At 68.1% G+C, this 18,144-nt stretch carries 18 protein-coding genes; 13 read left to right on the top strand and 5 right to left on the bottom strand.

The window, feature by feature from the left end; all coding sequences use genetic code 11:
- Window positions 1–24 precede the first annotated feature (24 nt).
- The 6 genes from RWQ91_RS16060 to RWQ91_RS16085 all read left to right on the top strand — a co-directional run bounded on the left by RWQ91_RS16060 (window position 25) and on the right by RWQ91_RS16085 (window position 3,420).
- Entirely contained in the window at window positions 25–615 is a 591-nt protein-coding gene (locus RWQ91_RS16060; protein ID WP_314508084.1) for a molybdopterin-dependent oxidoreductase, read from the top strand.
- Complete coding sequence (locus tag RWQ91_RS16065) at window positions 612–1,433, top strand: FAD-binding oxidoreductase (RefSeq protein ID WP_314508086.1); 822 nt, start codon at window positions 612–614, stop codon at window positions 1,431–1,433. The genes RWQ91_RS16060 and RWQ91_RS16065 overlap by 4 nt, the downstream gene beginning before the upstream one ends.
- Window positions 1,433–1,690, top strand: a complete 258-nt coding sequence (locus RWQ91_RS16070; protein WP_314508087.1) for a DUF6510 family protein — start codon at window positions 1,433–1,435, stop codon at window positions 1,688–1,690. The genes RWQ91_RS16065 and RWQ91_RS16070 overlap by 1 nt, the downstream gene beginning before the upstream one ends.
- Entirely contained in the window at window positions 1,690–2,157 is a 468-nt protein-coding gene (locus RWQ91_RS16075; protein WP_314508088.1) for a heme-binding protein, read from the top strand. The genes RWQ91_RS16070 and RWQ91_RS16075 overlap by 1 nt, the downstream gene beginning before the upstream one ends.
- Window positions 2,158–2,253: 96 nt before the next feature.
- A complete protein-coding gene (locus RWQ91_RS16080; RefSeq protein ID WP_314508089.1) occupies window positions 2,254–2,622 on the top strand; it encodes a GNAT family N-acetyltransferase in 369 nt (122 codons plus the stop codon).
- 30 nt (window positions 2,623–2,652) lie between these two features.
- A complete protein-coding gene (locus tag RWQ91_RS16085; protein WP_314508090.1) occupies window positions 2,653–3,420 on the top strand; it encodes an EI24 domain-containing protein in 768 nt (255 codons plus the stop codon).
- A 45-nt stretch (window positions 3,421–3,465) separates the two neighbouring features.
- On the opposite strand, the gene RWQ91_RS16090 is transcribed toward RWQ91_RS16085, so the two are convergent.
- On the bottom strand, window positions 3,466–6,012 hold the full coding sequence (locus RWQ91_RS16090; RefSeq protein ID WP_314508092.1) for an ATP-dependent Clp protease ATP-binding subunit: 2,547 nt from the start codon (window positions 6,010–6,012) through the stop codon (window positions 3,466–3,468).
- A 143-nt stretch (window positions 6,013–6,155) separates the two neighbouring features.
- On the opposite strand from RWQ91_RS16090, the gene RWQ91_RS16095 reads away from it, so the two are divergent.
- Complete coding sequence (locus tag RWQ91_RS16095) at window positions 6,156–9,077, top strand: aminotransferase (protein ID WP_314508094.1); 2,922 nt, start codon at window positions 6,156–6,158, stop codon at window positions 9,075–9,077.
- Between the two features lie 79 nt (window positions 9,078–9,156).
- The gene (locus RWQ91_RS16100; RefSeq protein WP_399546661.1) at window positions 9,157–9,525 is read left to right on the top strand and encodes a UBP-type zinc finger domain-containing protein; all 369 of its coding nucleotides are present in this window, start codon (window positions 9,157–9,159) and stop codon (window positions 9,523–9,525) included.
- A 4-nt stretch (window positions 9,526–9,529) separates the two neighbouring features.
- On the opposite strand, the gene RWQ91_RS16105 is transcribed toward RWQ91_RS16100, so the two are convergent.
- Window positions 9,530–10,264 carry a hypothetical protein gene (locus RWQ91_RS16105; RefSeq protein WP_314508095.1) on the bottom strand — a complete coding sequence of 245 codons (735 nt, stop codon included), beginning with the start codon at window positions 10,262–10,264 and terminating at the stop codon, window positions 9,530–9,532.
- Window positions 10,265–10,510: 246 nt separating this feature from the next.
- Between RWQ91_RS16105 and RWQ91_RS16110 the strand changes: the two genes are divergently transcribed.
- On the top strand, window positions 10,511–10,831 hold the full coding sequence (locus RWQ91_RS16110; RefSeq protein WP_314508097.1) for a hypothetical protein: 321 nt from the start codon (window positions 10,511–10,513) through the stop codon (window positions 10,829–10,831).
- Here the strand turns inward: RWQ91_RS16110 and RWQ91_RS16115 are convergent.
- Entirely contained in the window at window positions 10,825–11,397 is a 573-nt protein-coding gene (locus RWQ91_RS16115; RefSeq protein WP_314508098.1) for a YdeI/OmpD-associated family protein, read from the bottom strand. The genes RWQ91_RS16110 and RWQ91_RS16115 overlap by 7 nt on opposite strands.
- A 46-nt stretch (window positions 11,398–11,443) precedes the next feature.
- The gene (locus RWQ91_RS16120) at window positions 11,444–12,994 is read right to left on the bottom strand and encodes an amino acid permease (protein ID WP_314508099.1); all 1,551 of its coding nucleotides are present in this window, start codon (window positions 12,992–12,994) and stop codon (window positions 11,444–11,446) included.
- Window positions 12,995–13,170: 176 nt separating this feature from the next.
- On the opposite strand from RWQ91_RS16120, the gene RWQ91_RS16125 reads away from it, so the two are divergent.
- Window positions 13,171–14,352 (top strand): endonuclease/exonuclease/phosphatase family protein, encoded by a 1,182-nt coding sequence (locus tag RWQ91_RS16125; RefSeq protein WP_314508100.1) that lies wholly within the window; start codon window positions 13,171–13,173, stop codon window positions 14,350–14,352.
- A gap of 67 nt (window positions 14,353–14,419) precedes the next feature.
- Here the strand turns inward: RWQ91_RS16125 and RWQ91_RS16130 are convergent, their stop codons facing one another.
- Window positions 14,420–15,361, bottom strand: coding sequence for a LysR family transcriptional regulator (locus RWQ91_RS16130; RefSeq protein ID WP_314508101.1), 942 nt, complete (start codon window positions 15,359–15,361; stop codon window positions 14,420–14,422).
- A gap of 124 nt (window positions 15,362–15,485) precedes the next feature.
- Here RWQ91_RS16130 and RWQ91_RS16135 point away from each other — a divergent pair, with 124 nt between their 5' ends.
- From RWQ91_RS16135 to RWQ91_RS16145, 3 genes are read left to right on the top strand one after another with little or no spacing between them, the layout of a single operon-like run.
- Window positions 15,486–16,478, top strand: coding sequence for a DUF1852 domain-containing protein (locus RWQ91_RS16135; protein WP_314508102.1), 993 nt, complete (start codon window positions 15,486–15,488; stop codon window positions 16,476–16,478).
- Window positions 16,479–16,498: 20 nt separating this feature from the next.
- Window positions 16,499–17,536: a methionine synthase gene (locus RWQ91_RS16140; protein WP_314508133.1), complete on the top strand. Its 1,038-nt coding sequence runs from the start codon at window positions 16,499–16,501 to the stop codon at window positions 17,534–17,536.
- A complete protein-coding gene (locus tag RWQ91_RS16145) occupies window positions 17,523–18,107 on the top strand; it encodes a flavin reductase family protein (protein ID WP_399546665.1) in 585 nt (194 codons plus the stop codon). Before RWQ91_RS16140 ends, RWQ91_RS16145 begins: the two co-directional genes overlap by 14 nt.
- The last annotated feature ends 37 nt before the right edge of the window (window positions 18,108–18,144 follow it).

Below are 18,144 nucleotides of genomic sequence, written 5' to 3' on the forward strand. Positions count from 1 at the left end.
AAGCCAAACGCGAAGGGGGACTCCATGTCGTTCATCACCCGAGGCTTCTCCGGCAGGCACGGCGACCGCGACCCGCGGCTCCCCCCGGGCCAGACGCTCGTCTCGGATTGGCCGGTGCTCTCGGCGGGACCGACACCGGAGGTCGACACGGCCGACTGGGAGTTCGTCGTGCAGACCGAGAACGGATCGCACACGTGGAACTGGGACGGGCTGCGTGCCCTCGGCGTCGAGGACATCACGACCGACATCCACTGCGTCACGCACTGGACGAAACTCGAGATGCCCTGGCGGGGCGTGTCCCTCGACAAGATCTGGGAGAGCGTCGAAACCGAGCACGAGTTCGTGATGGCGCACTCCTACGGCGGGTACACGACCAACGTGCCCCTCGAGGACCTGTTGGACGGCAAGAGCTGGATCGCGTTCGAGGCCGACGGCGAAGCGCTCGACCCCGAGCACGGCGGCCCTGCCCGTCTGCTCGTGCCGCACCTGTACTTCTGGAAGAGCGCGAAGTGGGTCCGGGGACTGGTGACGATGCCGACCGATGACCCGGGGTTCTGGGAGCAGAACGGCTACCACCTGCACGGCGACCCGTGGCAGGAGGAGCGGTACTGGTGAGCATCCCCGCGCCTGCTGCCGCTCCGCCCGGGACGCCGCCGGATTCATCCGAGGCTCCGCCCCGGACCCCGGTTGCCGGTGGGCGCGCCGCGTGGCACACGGCGACGGTCGCCGACACGCGACCCGAGACACCCACCGCCCGCCGGATCGAACTGGATGTGCCCACGTGGCCGGGCAACGATGCGGGCTCGCATCTGGATGTGCGCCTCACCGCACCCGACGGCTACCAGGCCACGCGGTCGTACTCGATCGCCTCCTCGGGAGGCAGCACCCGCGTGGTGCTGGCCGTGGACGAGTTGCCCGACGGAGAGGTCTCGCCGTTCCTCGTGCACGACCTGCAGCCCGGCGACAGACTAGAGCTGCACGGTCCGCTCGGCGCCTTCTTCGTGTGGACTCCTCCCGAGACCGACGCCGATCCGCGCCCTGTCCAGCTGATCGCGGGCGGCTCCGGCGTGGTGCCGCTGTATGCGATGGCCGCCGCGCACGCCGCCGCCGCAGATGCGACCGAGTTCCGGCTGCTCTACTCGGTGCGCACACCGGACGACGTGTTCTTCCGTGACGAGCTCACCGCCCTCGCTTCGGCGGCACCTGCGCTGAAGCTGGATCTCGTGTACACCCGTGAGACGCCCGACGGATGGCCCTCGGCGGCCGGGCGGGTCACGAAGCCGGTCCTGGATGCGGCGGTGTTGCCCGCGGCATCCCGTCCTCGTGTCTACGTCTGCGGACCGACCCCGTTCGTCGAGGCGGTGGCGGGCTGGCTCATCGAGGCCGGACATCGCCCGGGAGATGTGCGCACGGAACGATTCGGAGGTTCCTGATGACCAAGCTGGATGGAAACGTGCTCGCCGGACGCCTCGCGGACGTCCTGGGCTGGGACGCGACGGCGGCCGATGTGCGCTGCGCGGCGTGCGGCGCACACGGTGCGATCGCGGTCGCTGTCGTGTACATGACCGCGATGGGCACCGTTGCGCGGTGCCCTCACTGCGACAGCGTGCTGGCCACGTTCGTCGAAAGCGACACCGGGCGCTCCTGGTTCGGGATGCCGGGCATCAGCGCCCTGGAGGTCACCCCGTGATGTCGGACCTGCCTGTCTTCACGGTGGCAGACCTCGAGGCCGTCGCGCCGTTCGAGCGCGAATCCTTCGACAACGAGGATGCCGTCGACCTGGGGCTGATCGCCGTCGCGGTGATCCGCCATCACGGCGCGAACCTCGCGGTGCGGATCGTTCTTCGCGGCGACCCGGTGTTCGTGGCGAAGCTCGGCACGACCGGCCCGGGCAACGATCCGTGGCTGGCCGGCAAAGCCGCCGTCGCCGAGCGGTTCGCCGCACCGTCCCTGCTCGTGCGGCGCCGGCACGAGGCGGCCGGCGCGCCCTTCACCGACCGCACGGATGTGGACCATGACCTCTTCCGCGCTCATGGCGGCGCGATCCCGATCTTCGTCGGCGGCGAGGTCGTCGGGACGATCACGATGTCCGGGGAACCCGACGTCGTCGACCACGCCGTGGTCGCCGAGGCGATCCGCCGGTATCTCGCCGCCTGACCGCGTGCACGCCTGACGTGTCGGAGGTGCCTCGTAGCCTGAGATGAGCGGCTCGCAGCGGCGTGCTGACGCAGAGGGCGACGAAAGGCGATACCCATGGACTGGAAGATCGAGCTCATCTTCGTGCCGGTGACCGACGTCGATCGGGCGAAGGAGTTCTACGAGCGGATCGGCTTCCATGCCGACCACGATCAGGTGCCCTTCGACGGTCTGCGCTTCGTCCAGATGACTCCCCCGGGCTCGGCCTGCTCGATCGCCTTCGGTGAGGGCCTGGGCGTCGCGCTCGAACCCGGACAGCAGAACACGATCCAGGTCGTCGTGCCCGACGCCGATGAGGCGCTCGCCCATCTGCGGGCGGCCGGCGCCGAAGCGACCGACGTCGATCCGCAGGCGTGGGGACGCTTCGTCACCTTCGCCGATCCTGACGGCAACCGCTGGACGCTGCAGGAGCTGCCCGCCCGCTGAGCTCACCCGCGGCCGTCGTAGGCTGATCCGATGCGGGATTTCCTCGGGGGTGTGGCGCTGCTGGGGCGTGGGTTCGCAACGTGGCGCCGTCGGCCGGGGCTCATGGCGCTCGGCCTCATCCCGGCCGCAATCGTCGGCATCCTGTTCCTGACGGGCATCGTCGCGCTCGCCTATTTCCTGCCCGGCATCACGGTCGCGATCACGCCCTTCGCCGACGGCTGGCCCGGACTGTGGGCGACCGTGCTGCGCGCCACGATCGGCACGGCAGTTGTGGGCGCGGCGCTCGTGCTCGTCGCCGTGTCCTTCACCGCGCTCACGCTCATCGTCGGCGACCCGTTCTACGAGCGCATCTGGCGGGCGGTCGAAGTCGACCTCGGGCAGATCCCCGGCGGCGCGACGATCGACGCCGACTACGGCTTCTGGCGTTCGGCGCGCGATGCGGTGGCGCTGTTCGCGAAGGGCATCGCCATCGCGATCCTCGCCGCCCTCATCGGGCTCATCCCCGCGGCCGGCGGCGTGCTCGCGACCGTCTTCGCCGTGGTGATGACCGGATCGCTGATCGCAGACGAGCTCTCCTCGCGCGCGCTCACCGCTCGCGGGATCGATGCGCCCGGCCGCCGAGCCCTCATGCGCGGACACCGCGCCCGCATCCTGGGTTTCGGGGTCGCGACCCAGCTGTGCTTCATGATCCCGCTCGGCGCGGTCGTCACGATGCCCGCCGCAGTGGCGGGTGCGACACATCTCTCGCGGTCGCTCCTGGACCGCCCGCCGGTCGGGCGGAAGTCCCTGGGACGCTGAAAGAGGGTGCACCCGTTGGGTGCACCCTCTGTCAGATTCAGAACATCAGGCGGCGGCGGCCAGCACCGGGTCGCTCGTCACGACGAGGGCTCCGGATGCCGCATCCACCGTCACCGCGCCGCCATCGACCACCGCGCCGCTGACGAAGAGCTCGGCGATCCGGTCGTCGACCTCTCGCTGGATGAGCCTGCGCAGCGGCCGCGCGCCGTACTCGGGCTCGTATCCGTGCTCGACCAGCCAGTCGATCGCGGCATCCGTCACCTGGATGGTCACCTCACGAGCCTGCAGGCGCTTGTCGGTCGCGACCAGCAGCAGGCGAACGATCTCACGCAGCTGAGGCTTGTCCAGCTTGCGGAACAGCACGATCTCGTCGATGCGGTTCAGGAACTCCGGCCGCATGGCCTCGCGGAGCCTGCCCATCACGCGCACGCGCAGGTCGTCCTCGCTGCCGAAGCCCGTCGCGCCGCCGCCGTCGGCGATGAAGCCGATCGCCCCGGAGCGCGACGCCAGGAACTCGCTGCCGATGTTCGAGGTCATCACGATCACCGTGTTGCGGAAGTCCACCGTGCGACCCTGACCGTCGGTCAGCCGGCCGTCGTCGAGCACCTGCAGCAGCAGGTTGAACACATCGGGGTGAGCCTTCTCGATCTCGTCGAACAGCACGATCGAATACGGGTTGCGCCGCACGCGCTCGGTGAGCTGCCCCGCCTCGTCGTATCCGACGTATCCCGGAGGGGCACCGACCAGCCGCGAAACGGTGTGCCGCTCGCCGAACTCGCTCATGTCGAAGCGGATGACGGCGCTCTGGTCGTCGAACAGGCTGACCGCGAGCGCCTTGGCGAGCTCGGTCTTGCCGACGCCGGTCGGTCCGAGGAACAGGAAGGATCCCACGGGCCGGTTCGCGTCGCCCATACCCGTTCGGTTTCGCCGCACGGCCTTGGCGACCGCGGTCACGGCGTCGTCCTGCCCGATCACGCGACCGTGCAGCTCGTCCTCCAGGAGCGCCAATCGCTCGCGCTCGGACTCGGTCAGACGCTTGACGGGGATGCCGGTGGCACGGCTGATCACCGCCGCGATCTCCGGCTCGTCCACCACTGCGTCCGGTGCCGGCCGCGAGGTCGCCTCGTCGAGGCGCGACTGCACGTCCGCGATGAGGTCGCGGATGCGCGACGCGTCCTCGTACTTCTCCGCACCGACGGCCGCGTTCTTGTCTGCCTCGAGGTCGGCGAGTCGCTCGATGAGGCCGGTGACGTCCACCGGCACGCCGAGCCGCAGCCGCAGCCGCGCGCCGGCCTGGTCGATCAGGTCGATCGCCTTGTCGGGCAGCACGCGCTCCGAGAGGTACCGGTCGCTGAGCTCGACGGCCGCGCGCAGCGCGTCGTCGGTGAAACTCACGCCGTGGTGCTCCTCATAGGCCGGGCGCAGACCGCGAAGGATCAACACGGCGTCCTCGAGGCTCGGCTCACCCACGCGCACGGGCTGGAACCGCCGCTCGAGTGCGGGGTCCTTCTCGATGACGCGGTACTCCTTCAGCGTGGTGGCGCCGACCAGGTGCAGGTCGCCCCGGGCCAGGCGCGGCTTCAGGATGTTGCCGGCATCCATCGCTCCGTCTCCCCCGCCACCGCCCGCACCGACGACGGTGTGCACCTCATCGATGAACAGGATCAGCTCTGCGGAGAGCCCCGAGACCTCATCCATCGTCTTGGTGAGGCGTTCTTCGAAGTCACCGCGGTAGCGGGTGCCGGCGAGCATCGCCGGAAGGTCGAGCGAGACCACGCGCTTGTCGCGCAGCTGCTCCGGGACGGCGCCGGTCACGATCGCCTGCGCGAGGCCCTCGACGATCGCGGTCTTGCCCACACCGGCTTCGCCCACCAGCACCGGGTTGTTCTTGGTGCGGCGGCTGAGGATCTCGATGGTCTGCTCGATCTCGTCCTCGCGACCGATCACGGGATCGAGGGAACCTGCGCGCGCGAGCGCCGTGAGGTCGGTGCCGAAGCGGTCGAGCATGGGCGTCTCAGATGCCGCGGCCTCCGGCTGCGGCTCCGTCGGAGCAGCGCCCGTCGGCGTGACGGTCTCACGGGCACCCTGCAGCAGCGCGTCGGCGGTGACGCCGGCCTGCGCGAGGATCTGCCCCGCCGGGGCATCCTGACCGAGCACCAGCGCAAAGAAGAGGTGCTCCGGATCGACGTACGTCGACCCGGATGATCGGGCGACCTGGAACGCGTGGAACAGGGCTCGCTGCACGGAAGGCGTCACCACGGCGCCTTCGACGTCGGCCGGCTCGGAGGCCTGAGGCAGCCGTTGCTCGGCGGCGACGGCGATCGCGCTCGGATCCGCACCGACGCGCTCAACGGCGTCCTTCGCCGGCGATTCCCCGACGAGGACGCGCAGGACGTGCAGGGCGTCGAGCTCACGCTGGCCGCGCTCGAGGGCGTACGCGCCCGCCTGCTGCAGGAATTCCTGCGTGCGCCGGCTGAGGAAGCGCGTCAGGTCGATCGACCGCGACGCGCGGGCGCGCTCACCATCGAGGTAGCGCGCGAGGAACTCGTCGAACGCGCTGGAACCGTCCTGGGGTGTGAAGTCTTCGGGCATTTCTCTCCTGTAGAACCTGAGTCGAAGCGTATCAAGTTTAAGAACTTGAGCACACTCGTATCAAGTTAAACGACGGGGGGTCGAGCGTATTCCCAGCGAGGCCGAACGATAGCCTCGTTGCAGACCCGCGACAGGAAGACCGCATGAGCGACCCGAATCACTCCGCTGGAATCCGCAGTTCGGCCGCCCTCGTGCAGCCGGCACCGCCCGACATCGACGAGGACGCCGCAGCACGCATCGCATTCGAGGGATGGGGCGTCACCGGCCGGGCGACGGCGTTGGGCAGTCATCAGGACCGCAACTTCCTGATCCACCCCGACGGCGCACCTCGCCTGCTGCTGAAGATCGCGAACCCGAGTGTCACGGCAGCCGAGCTGGAGGCGCAGTCCGCAGCGGCCTCAGCGATCGTGGACGCGGGGGTACGCGCGCCGCGAGCGATCGCGTTCCCCGAGGGGTCCACGACACGGTCCGTCGTCGTGGACGGAGTCTCCATGCAGGCGAGGCTGCTCGAGTTCCTCGAGGGCGACACCCTTTCCGGTTACCTCTCCCCGGATGTGGTGCAGGCGATCGGCGCCCTTGCGGCCGCGGTGGACGTCGCGCTGGCCGGTTTGGAGGCACCCGGCGCGCAACGCGTGCATCAGTGGGACCTGCGCGAAGCTCCGCGCGTGCTGGCCGAGCTTCTGCCGTACGTCACTGACGACGCCCTCCGTGCCGAGCTCAGCCACGCCGCTTCTTCGGCGTGGACGGTCATCGCCGTGGTGGAGGGAGCGCTGCCGACCCAATTCATCCATGGGGACCTCACCGACGACAATGTCGTGACCGACGACCCTGTGACACGGGTGCCGGACGGCGTGATTGACCTCGGCGACCTGAACCGCACCTGGACCGTCGGCGAACTGGCGATCACGGTCTCCTCGCTTTTGCACCACGACGGCATGGATCTGCCCGCTGCCCTTCGTGCGGTCGAGGCTTACCACGCGATCCGGCCGCTTTCGGAGATTGAAGCCGATGCCCTGTGGGCTCTGGTGGTCATCCGCGGGGCGGTCCTGGTCGCGAGTGCGCATCACGTTCTGGCGACCGACCCGACGAACGATTACGCGGCGCAGAACCTTCAGCACGAGCGGCAGATCTTCGCTCAGGCCACATCGGTGCCGCTCGAGGTCGCGACCGCGCTCGCTCGGATGGCGACCGGCCACCCGGCTCAGCCGCTCGCACTGCCCACTGGCGAGCCACTGCTCGCCGGACTCGCGGCCGCCGATATCGCCGTGGCCGACTTCTCCCCCACGAGCCCTGCGCTGCACGAAGGGCGCTGGCTGGCGGCATCCATCGAAGCCGACGTCCTCCGCGCGACTGTGACCGAGCGAGGGGCTGCCGTCGCGCGCTTCGGCGAGACACGCCTCACCCGTTCACAGGCGCACGACGCCGCGTCGCCGCGCAACGTCTCACTGGGGATCGAGGTGCGCCTCGCCGCACCGCGGTGGGTGACGGCGCCCTGGGCAGCAACCGTCCTGCCCACCGCCGACGGCGTCGCCCTGACCGCGGACGGAATCGCTCTGCACGTGCACGGGTGCCGGGCGTCGCTGCCCGCGGGCACTCTCATCGACGCCGGTGAGGTGTTCGCCGAGGCATCCGACACCCTGTGGGTGCAGGTGGCACGAGAGGGCATCGTCGCGCCGCGATTCGTCTCCGCCGACATGTTCGCGGCCTGGCGCACGGTCGTCGCCGACCCATCGGGAATGGTTGCCGGCGAGTCGACCGGACTCGGCGTGACTGCGACGATGGATGCCGCACGGCTGCTCGCCCGTCGTGACGAGTCCTTCGCCGACGTGCAGGAGCATTACTACGCCGACCCGCCGGTGATGGTGCGGGGCTGGAAAGAACACCTGGTCGACGCCACAGGCCGGGTGTACCTCGACACCCTCAACAATGTGACCTCGGTGGGCCACGCTCATCCACGGCTCGTCGAGGCCGTCGCCGAGCAATGGCGGCTGCTGAACACCAATTCCCGCTTCCTGTATCCATCGGTGGTCGAATTCTCCGAGCGGCTCGCGGCGCTCGCACCCGAGCCGCTCGACACCGTCTTCCTCGTCAACAGCGGATCCGAGGCCGTCGACCTCGCACTCCGGCTCGGGCAGGCGTGGTCGGGGCGGCGCGATGTGCTCGCGGTGCAGGAGGCGTACCACGGCTGGACCTACCTGACGGATGCCGTGTCCACCTCCATCGCCGACAATCCGGCGGCGATCTCCTCGCGCCCGGACTGGGTGCACACGGTCCCCGCACCCAACGCGTTCCGCGGCGCACACGCGGGGAGCGACGCGAGCGCCTACGCGCGGGATGCCGTCGCCGCCCTGGGCGAGCTGGCGCAAGCCGGCGCGCCGGTGGGTGCATTCATCGCCGAGTCGGTCTTCGGCAACGCGGGCGGCGTCACCCTGCCCGACGGATATCTGACCGCCGTCTATGACGCGGTGCGGGCACAGGGAGGTCTCGCGATCGCCGACGAGGTGCAGGTCGGCTACGGTCGCCTCGGCGAGTGGTTCTGGGGCTTCGAGCAGCAGGGAGTCGTTCCCGACGTCATCGCGGTCGCCAAGGCGATGGGCAACGGTCACCCGCTCGGGGCGGTCATCACGACTCGCGAGATCGCCGAGCGCTATCGCGCGGGCGGCTACTTCTTCTCGTCGGCAGGAGGAAGTCCGGTCTCGAGCAGCGTCGGACTGACGGTCCTGGACATCATCCGCGACGAGGGGCTTCAGCAGAATGCCCGGGACACCGGCGGCTACCTCAAGCAGCGCCTCACCGGGCTTGCGGAGAGGCATCCCCTGCTGGGCGCCGTGCACGGGTCGGGCTTCTACCTCGGGCCGGAATTCGTCCGCGATCGCAAGACCTGGGAGCCCGCGACGGCCGAGACGGCTGCGATCTGCAGGCGGCTGCGCGAGCTGGGCGTGATCGCCCAACCCACCGGTGACCACCAGAACATCCTCAAGATCAAGCCGCCGATGTGCTTCACCAGAGAAAGCGCGGATCAGCTGGTGGACGCCCTCGACCGCGTGTTGAGCACCGGCTGGTAGCGCGGCGCGCTGGTCGAGACCGCCGGCCGCTCGGTAGTGTCGGCAGGGTCTGCTGTCACCCACTCCGAGGAGCGAAACCGTGAGCGATCTGTCCGAGTTCATCGACCCGACGGTTCCGCCGAGCGGCAACGGCTGCGTGGAGTGCGACGCGACCGGTGCGTGGTGGGTGCACCTGCGCCGGTGTGCACTGTGCGGCCACATCGGCTGCTGCGACGACTCCCTGAACACCCATGCCACGAAGCACTACGAGGCGACGGGGCACCGCATCATGCGCAGTTTCGAACCCGGCGAGGAGTGGTTCTGGGACTACCGCACCGACAGCTGGGCGGACGGGCCCAGGCTCGCGCCGCCGGAGGCGCACCCGAAGACCCAGACGGTGCCCGGCCCCGCCGAACGGGTTCCGTCGGACTGGCAGTCCGTCCTCGCCGCGAACCGCGGCGAGGACTGAACGCTCAGCCGTTCGAGTCGGTCGTGGGAGTGGGCGCCGGTGCGTTCGATGCCGGCGTGGGCCACACCAGCGTCCAGGCGCTGTCGGAGCACTCGTAGAACTCGACGGGTTCGGCGGCGATGTTGATGTAGATATCACCGTCTGCCTGGCAGGACTCCGGCTCCGGAGCCTTCGTCTCCAGCAGGATCTGCGTCCCCGGAGTGCCCGGAGCGCCCGTCGCGCCCGTCTCGCCCGTCGCGCCCGTGTCGCCGGCCGCACCTGCGGCACCGGTCTCGCCGGTCAGGTTCTCGGCTGCCGAAGCCCGGATGTTCCCGACGGGAACCCACGCCTCGTCCTTGAAGAGGTAGACATCCGATGTGGAGAGGTCGATGTAGACCTCGCCCTCATAGCCCTGGCCCGCCTCGGGAGCGCCGACACCCGCGCGCACCGCAGCACCGGCCGGCAGGATCTCCTCCAGCGCAGCCTCGTAGTCTTCGGTGCTCGGCTCGGCCGTGGATGTCGTGGGCGCCGGGACGGCCTCGGGCGTGTCATTCGAGCGAGCCAGTGTGGCGCCGAGGAAGGAGGCGACGAACGAGAGGACGACCACCGCGACGCCGATCCAGATCAGCGCGGCGCGGCTGACTCCGGCCGGGGCGGGTGCCGCTGGTGCCGTGGCCGGGGCGGTCGCGGCCGCGGGACGCGACCCCGCCGGCGGCTTGGTGATCGGCGGCGTCGTGGGCGAGTTCTGCTCGTCGCTCATGCGTGGGACCTTTCGTTGCGATGCCCGCGCTCTCGCGGATCAGCGCGCAATGGCCCGCTCAGTGTTGCAGGTGCGACCCACCGCTCCCTCACCCGGTTCGGATGATTGGTGAACGGCATCCACTGACCCCGCTTCAGGCCGCGGGGCGGAACACCGTCCCGACGCCCGAGCACGGTATCCGTCGGCGCCCGGCGATGTCGGTGGTCACCGGCTAACCTGATCGCGTCGGCCGGGGAAAGGGCACCGGTGGGATCCACGCTCGTCACCGACGCGAAGCTGCAGTTCGTCCTCGACAACATGGCACCGTGCACGCTGCCGGCCGAAGCCTACGGACCTCGACCGATCGAGTGGATGCCGAAGCGCGAGCCCGTGTGGGCCTGGGTGTCATGGCCGCACAAGGCCGCGGAGCGACTGCCGGCCTGGGCGACCGGAGCGAACGACCGCGTCGTGATCGTCGCGTGGGACACCGACCGCGGGGAGCGCAACACCGTCGTGTGGCGCAGTGCGGTCACTCGGCGGTCACCGGGGCCCGGCAGCCCGCAGCGCCTGGTCGCCGGCGATCAGTGAAGTGTCGCGCCTCGTTTGAGCATCTCCAGGTACTCGGCGACACGGGCCGCCCGGGAAGCGGGCCGCTTGAGGTTGGCGACACGGAACGCCATCGCGAACCGGTTCTGCGCAGTCTGCGCGGCGAATGCCCTCGCGATCTCGGGGTCCGCATCCAGCGCCTCCTGCAGCTCCGGGGGGATCTCGCGGTCGCTCTGGCGATAGGCGCTGTCCCACCTCCCGTCCGCCTTCGCCCGGTCGATCTCCTGCTGGCCTTGTGGCCGCATCCGCCCCTCCTCGATGAGGCGGGTCACATGCCCGATGTTGACCTTCGACCAGAGGCTGCGCGCTCGTCGCGGGGTGAAGGTCTGGAGGAAGTAGTCGGCATCCAGCGCCCGTGACTGCCCGTCGATCCAGCCGAAGCAGAGGGCGACATCCAGGGCTTCGGCGTAGGTGATCCCCGGTTGGGTGCTCCCCTTCTTGCGCAGGCGGAGGAACACTCCGCCGGGATGCGGGTCAGCGGCCAACCACGCTTCCCACTCCGCGACCGAGTCGATGTTCAGCTGCGGCTTGTCCAGGCGGTCGACCATGAGGGGAGAATAGCGTTCGGTCGGGACACGGGCCCGCGACGGACGACTATCTCGGAGGGATCACCGGAAGGCCGGTGTCTTCGTCCCGGTCATCCCGAGCGTGGCCGGGCAGCGTGCGAAGTCGATGGCGCCCACGCATCAGGTACCAGGTCAGGCCGACGAGGACGACTGCTCCGATCCAGAGGAGAGCGATGTATTGCAGAGGACCATCGTCTCCGTAGACCTCGACCCGGGGCCACGCCAGATTCACCGCCATCGCCGCTCCCCACAGCACAGCGACGATATTGACCGGCAAGCCCCATCGGCCGAGCGAGAAGTGTCCCTCCGGCGCGTCTGCGGTCGGCCACTCCCCTCGGATCCGCTTGATCAGCATCGGAACCGTGACCAGCAGGTAGGCGCAGTAGATCATGATGACCGCGACGCTCGTGACGGCGGTGAAGATCTCCGGACTGCCGATGTTGACCGTCAGGATGAGCACCGCCAGTGCGCCGATGACGATCGCCGGAATCACGGGTGTCTTTCGCCGGGGATCGATCGTGGCCAACGCCGCGGAACCCGGCAGCGCGTTGTCCCGCGCCATCGCGAACATGAGGCGGATGCCGGCGGTGTGCACGGCGAGGGCACACACCGTGATCGCGACGACGATGCAACCGAGGAACACCTTGCCCAGCGGTGCGCCCAGCACCTGCAGCACGATCAGCTGCAGACCTCCGGATGGCTCACCGAGGGCGGGGTCGGCCAGATCCGGTGCGGCGAGGATGCCGAACAGGAGGATCAGACCGCCGATGACGAACGACGCGACGACCGCGCGCAGGATCGCGGTCGGGCCCGTACGGCGTGGCTCGATGGTCTCCTCCCCCAGAGAGCTCGCCGTGTCGAAGCCGTACATGACATAGGCAGAGGCGATCGCGGCGATGAGGAAGGCCCCGAAATAGCCCCCGGGCATGTCCTGCCCGTACCCGGCGGTGTCCAGGAGCACGGTCGGGGGGTTGACGATGTTCAGGGCGAGGATCACGATCAGCAGCACCGCGGCGATCAGCTCGATGACGACGCCCGTGCTGTTGATCCGCGCCATCAGCTTCACGCCGAACGCGTTGACCACGGTGGTGAACAGGATGAGGATGAGCCCCCAGATCACGGCGCTGATGCCGAAACTGGGTCCGGTGCCGTCGCCGACCAGCTGGAAGCCGCTCCAGATCTGCGGCAGGGTCACCTGGTAGGCCAGCACGACCGCCGCCAGCGTCACGATCGACGCCGTGACCATGATCCAGCCCGCGAGCCAGCTCACCGTGGGGCCGGCCAGCCGCTTGCTCCAGTTGTATACCGAACCCGCGACCGGATACCGCCCTGCCAGTTCGGCGAAGCACAGGGCGACCATCAGCTGGCCGAAGAACACCAGCGGCCACGACCACCAGTACGCCGGACCGCCGTTGAGGAAGCCGAAGTAGAAGAGCTGGAACGTTCCCGTGAGGATCGAGATGTAGCTGACGCCCGCAGCGAAGCTGGAGAACCGCCGGATCCTGCGCTCGAGCGACGGGACGTATCCGAACTCGGCCATCCCGTCGTCGTCTGCGGGATCGCGGTCGGTGGGCACCATGCGCCCCCTTCCGCTCGGCGTCGAGGGGCCGGGCTTCGCCAGTAAACCACGGCACTCGTTCGGCGGAGACGACACGGGCCCCGAACCGGTGTATCAGCTGGACCCGTTCGGGTTCCTCTCCTGCGAGGCGCGAACTCTTGCCACACTTGGCGTGAGTCGGGCTCGAGGAGGGCGCAATGGTCCAGCAGATCCGCATCGCGTCGTACAACGTGGAGAACCTGTTCTCCCGACCGCGCGCCCTGAATCAGCCCGAGCCGGTGGCTGCGGCGGTCTTGCGCGCCCACGCGAGAGTGAACGAACTGTTCGAGCAGGAGGTCTACACCCCGGCAGTGAAGGCCGAGATGCTCCAGCTGCTGAAGGAATTGAAACTGCTCCGCGACGACGGCGACGCTACGCGAACATCCACGTTCGCGGTCCTTCGCCGCATCCGTGGGCGGCTCTTGCGCCGTCCACAGAACGATCCGGACGGATCGCAGGTGACCGTTGTCGCGAGCGGGCGGAGTGCCTGGACAGGGTGGGTGGACCTGATCAAAGACCGCATCGACGAGAAGGCGATCACGAACACCGCGCGCGTGATCCGCGAGGTCGGGGCGGACGTCGTGGGAATCGTCGAGGCGGAGGATCGGCTCACGCTCGCGCGGTTCACCGACTCCTTGCTGCTGGCCCCGGTCACCGGCGACCCGATCTATCCGCATGTGATGGTGATCGACGGCAACGACCCCCGTGGCATCGATGTCGGCATCCTCTCGACCGCCGGGTTTCCGGTTACCCGCATGCGTTCGCACATCGACGACGGCCCTTTCGGCGATCGGGTGTTCAGTCGTGATTGCCCTGAGTACTGGTTCACTTTCCCTGCCGGCTCGGCGCTTGCCGGAGAACAGCTGGTCATTCTCGTCAACCACTTCAAGAGCAAGTTCGGGGGCAACAACCCGGCGAGCATCGCCCGGCGCAAGCGACAGTCGAAGCAGACTGCGGACATCTACAACGCCCTTCGCACAGCCGGGGTGGAGCACATCGTGGTCCTCGGGGACTTCAACGACACCCCCGACAGCGAAGCGCTGCGGCCCCTGCTGGTGGAAACCGACCTGACGGACATCGCGTCGGTGCAGCCCTTCGACGACGGCGATCCGGACGAAGACCGGCCGGGCACGTTCGGCAACGGCACCAAATCCAGCAAGATCGACTACTTGCTGCTCTCCCCCAGCATGCGCGCCCGCGCGAACGGCGCCGGCATCTTCCGCAAAGGCGTGTGGGGCGGCGTCAACGGCACCCTGTTCCCGCACTTCGACACCATCGAAGCGGAGCACCAGGCGGCGTCCGACCACGCAGCCCTGTACGTCGACATCGACCTCGACTAGCAGAGCTCAGCGCCGGCAGAAAAAGGCCCGGAGTCGCAGATTCTGGTGGCAGCCGAGGCGTGTGAAACTACCCGAGCAGCGCTACGCCGAACCCGGCGACGACAGCCCGCACTTCAGCGAGGTAGCGCAGCGCCTGTTCGGTGAGCGGAATCGTGGCGTGGCCGATCCATCCGATCTCGATGCGCTCGTCGACCTCGAGGGGGACGGCGACGATCTCCGGGTCGAGCTTCTCGCTGATGATGCCCGTTGAGATGGTGTAGCCGTCGAGTCCGATCATGAGGTTGAAGATGGTCGCCCTGTCGGACACCCGGATCTCCTGCTTGCTCGAGGAGGTGGAGAGGATCTCCTCGGCGAAGTAGAACGAGTTGTTCGCCCCCTGGTCGAACGTGAGCCGCGGCAGATCGGCGAGATCGGCGAGAGTCGCCCGATCTTGAGAGGCGAGCGGGTTGCTCCGGGAGATGAAGATGTGCGGCTCGGCCAGGAAGAGCGGGTGAAACGCGAGCCCCGAGTCCCGGAGAAGTTTGTCGATGACGTTCCGGTTGAAATCGTTCCGGTAGAGGATGCCGAGCTCACTGCGCAGTGTCCGGACGTCCTCGATGATGTCCCAGGTGCGAGTCTCCCGCAACGAGAACTCGTATTCGGCCGCGTCGCTGCCCTTCACCATCCGGACGAACGCGTCGACCGCGAAGGAGTAGTGCTGCGCCGACACTCCGAGCAGGCGTCGCGAAGGCGGTCGACCCAGGTAGCGCTGCTCGAGCAGCGCTGCCTGCTCGGTCACCTGCCTGGCATACCCGAGGAACTCCACGCCATCGGCGGTGAGCGTCACGCCGCGGGCGGAGCGGAGGAGCAGCGCGCGACCGACCCGGGTCTCGAGGTCTCTCATCGCTGCCGACATCGTCGGCTGGGAGACGTACAGCAGGTCAGCCGCGGCGCTGATCGACCCCTCCGCCGCCACCTCGATGAAGTACTGGAGCTGCTGCAGCGTGAAGCTGCCTGATCCTCGGGCCATAGATTCAGGCTATAGGAACATATAGCCTGAACGAGTTTGTTGATGGCCGATCTTATCCTGCACGATGGCTGTACCGATTACCGCAAGGCCGAGCCCGGCCGAACAGCCGACGGATTGACCACTCATGGCGAACGAGTTCACGTTCAGCGTCACCAGCACCCGGTTCGACGAGGATTACTCGCCGTCGGACGCGTCCCGGATCACCACGAATTTCGCGAATCTGGCTCGCGGTGAGCACCGCCGGCAGAACCTCCGCAACGCGGTCGCGATGATCGACCACCGATTCAACGACCTCGCCCACTGGGACAACCCGAACCGGGACCGCTATCACGTCGAACTCGACATCGTCACCGTCGAGTTGCAGTTCGCCGCGGGAGGCGAGGATCAGGAATTCCCGCTGCTCGAGGTCCTCGACGTGCAGATCGTCGACCGGCTGACCGGCGCGCGTCGCCACGGGATCGTGGGGAACAACTTCTCCTCTTACCTCCGCGATTTCGACTTCAGCGTGCTGCTGCCGGCTGCCACCGAGGCCGCCGGCACGTTCACCGTGCCCGACGATTTCGGCGATCTGCACGGCAAGCTGTTCCAGCACTTCCTGGACTCCTCCGCCTACCGGGAGCGCTTCCCGACGTCGCCCGTGATCTGCATCAGCGTCTCGACGACCAAGGAGTACCGTCGCACCGCGAACCACCATCCGGTCCTCGGCGTCGAGTATCAGCAGGCCGATTACTCCCTGACCGACGAGTACTTCGGGAAGATGGGCCTGCAGGTCCGCTACTTCATGCCGCCCGGCAGCATCGCTCCGCTCGCGTTCTACTTCCGCGGCGATCTGCTCAACGACTATTCCAACCTGCAGCTGATCGGCACGATCAGCACGATGGAGACATTTCAGAAAATCTACCGACCGGAGATCTACAACGCGAACTCGACCGCTGCGAGCATCTACCGACCGAGCCTGGAGCAGCAGGACTTCTCACGGACGCAGATCGACTACGACCGCGTCGAGCGCAATCAACTCGCGGCGAAGCAGGGCAGATACACGGAGGAGCACTTCGTGAAGCCGCACGGCCAAGCGCTGGAGCAGTGGGCCGCGGACTACCCTGCCCTCGTCGGATGACCAGCGGAGATTCGTCGATCATGCAGACACTCCTGCCCACCGCCATCGTCGGCAGCCTGCCGAAGCCGTCGTGGCTCGCCGAACCGGAGACCCTCTGGTCTCCGTGGAAGCTGGAGGGCGACGCGTTGGTCGAGGGGAAGCAGGATGCGCTGCGCAGTGCAGTTCACGAGCAGCGCCGGCGCGGCATCGACATCATCAGCGACGGGGAGCAGACCCGCCAGCACTTCGTCACGACGTTCATCGAGCACCTCAGCGGGGTCGACTTCGAGCAGCGAGAGACGGTTCGCATCCGCAATCGCTACGACGCGAGCGTGCCGACCGTCGTCGGTGCCGTAAGCCGTGACAAGCCCGTGTTCGTCGAGGACGCGAAGTTCCTCCGCGAGCAGACGGACCAGCCGATCAAGTGGGCACTCCCCGGCCCGATGACGATGATCGACACGCTCTATGACCGCCACTACCAGAGCCGCGAGAAGCTAGCGTGGGAGTTCGCGACGATCCTCAATCAGGAAGCGAGAGAACTCGAAGCGGCGGGGGTCGACATCATCCAGTTCGACGAGCCCGCATTCAACGTGTTCCACGATGAGGTGCAGGACTGGGGAGTGGCGACTCTGGAGAGAGCGGCAGAAGGACTGCGTGCGCAGACGGCCGTCCACATCTGCTACGGCTACGGGATCAAGGCGAACACCGACTGGAAGGCGACCCTCGGGCCTGAGTGGCGGCAGTACGAGAAATCGTTCCCGCTCCTCCAGCGGTCCACCATCGACATCATCTCCCTGGAATGCCAGCACTCCCATGTCCCCATGGATCTCATCGAGCTCATCCGCGGCAAGAAGGTCATGCTCGGAGCCATCGACGTGGCGAGCGAGACGATCGAGACCCCGGACGAAGTCGCCGACACTCTCCGGAACGCGCTCAGGTTCGTCGACGCGGACAAGCTCATCCCGAGCACGAACTGCGGCATGGCCCCGTTGCCTCGGGACGTTGCGCTGGGAAAGCTGAGCTCGCTGAGTGCCGGCGCGAAGATCATTCGCGGGGAGGTGCACGGTGAGCGGCGCTGACTCTCGCGCATCTCCTGGGCGCGGCCGGCTCGAGACGCCGAAACACGCTTTCTCGTCCTCCCTTTCGGCCGACGAGTTCAAAGCCCTGTTCCGCGGACACCCGGGGGGTGTCGCCGTCATCACGGCGGATGCGGGCGACGGGCCCGTCGCGCTGACAGCGACGTCGGTCTCCTCGGTCAGTGCCGAGCCCCCGTTGCTGATCTTCTCGATCTCCGCGCTGTCGTCGGCATCCGACGTGCTTGCACGCGCCCAGACCGTCGTGGTCCACCTTCTCGACGCGCACGACATCGAACTGGCGAGGCTGGGTGCGGCCAGCGGCATCGACCGCTTCGCCCAGACACACCGCTGGTCGCGCCTGGTCACCGGTGAGCCCGTGTACAGAGATGTCCGTGCCTGGGTACGCTGCATCGTCATCGATCGTATGGATGCCGGAACCTCGACGGTCATCGCCGCTCACGCACTGCAGTCCCACATCCAGCGCGATGTCCAGCCGGGTGGGCCCGGCGACGCGCTGGTCTACCACAACCGAACATGGCACCGTCTGGGCGAGCACTCCCGCATCGAGGGCTGACGGCAAGCAGAACTCCAGAGAAGGCACGAAAGAGGCC

It is taken from the genome of uncultured Microbacterium sp. (genome assembly GCF_963524805.1).
Lineage (GTDB): Bacteria > Actinomycetota > Actinomycetes > Actinomycetales > Microbacteriaceae > Microbacterium.

Coding starts and splice junctions, on each gene's coding strand:
- RWQ91_RS16060 (WP_314508084.1), top strand. CDS start 25: ATGTCGTTCATCACCCGAGGCTTCTCCGGCAGGCACGGCGACCGCGAC.
- RWQ91_RS16070 (WP_314508087.1), top strand. CDS start 1,433: ATGACCAAGCTGGATGGAAACGTGCTCGCCGGACGCCTCGCGGACGTC.
- RWQ91_RS16075 (WP_314508088.1), top strand. CDS start 1,690: ATGTCGGACCTGCCTGTCTTCACGGTGGCAGACCTCGAGGCCGTCGCG.
- RWQ91_RS16080 (WP_314508089.1), top strand. CDS start 2,254: ATGGACTGGAAGATCGAGCTCATCTTCGTGCCGGTGACCGACGTCGAT.
- RWQ91_RS16085 (WP_314508090.1), top strand. CDS start 2,653: ATGCGGGATTTCCTCGGGGGTGTGGCGCTGCTGGGGCGTGGGTTCGCA.
- RWQ91_RS16090 (WP_314508092.1), bottom strand. CDS start 6,012: ATGCCCGAAGACTTCACACCCCAGGACGGTTCCAGCGCGTTCGACGAG.
- RWQ91_RS16095 (WP_314508094.1), top strand. CDS start 6,156: ATGAGCGACCCGAATCACTCCGCTGGAATCCGCAGTTCGGCCGCCCTC.
- RWQ91_RS16105 (WP_314508095.1), bottom strand. CDS start 10,264: ATGAGCGACGAGCAGAACTCGCCCACGACGCCGCCGATCACCAAGCCG.
- RWQ91_RS16115 (WP_314508098.1), bottom strand. CDS start 11,397: ATGGTCGACCGCCTGGACAAGCCGCAGCTGAACATCGACTCGGTCGCG.
- RWQ91_RS16120 (WP_314508099.1), bottom strand. CDS start 12,994: ATGGTGCCCACCGACCGCGATCCCGCAGACGACGACGGGATGGCCGAG.
- RWQ91_RS16125 (WP_314508100.1), top strand. CDS start 13,171: ATGGTCCAGCAGATCCGCATCGCGTCGTACAACGTGGAGAACCTGTTC.
- RWQ91_RS16130 (WP_314508101.1), bottom strand. CDS start 15,361: ATGGCCCGAGGATCAGGCAGCTTCACGCTGCAGCAGCTCCAGTACTTC.
- RWQ91_RS16135 (WP_314508102.1), top strand. CDS start 15,486: ATGGCGAACGAGTTCACGTTCAGCGTCACCAGCACCCGGTTCGACGAG.
- RWQ91_RS16140 (WP_314508133.1), top strand. CDS start 16,499: ATGCAGACACTCCTGCCCACCGCCATCGTCGGCAGCCTGCCGAAGCCG.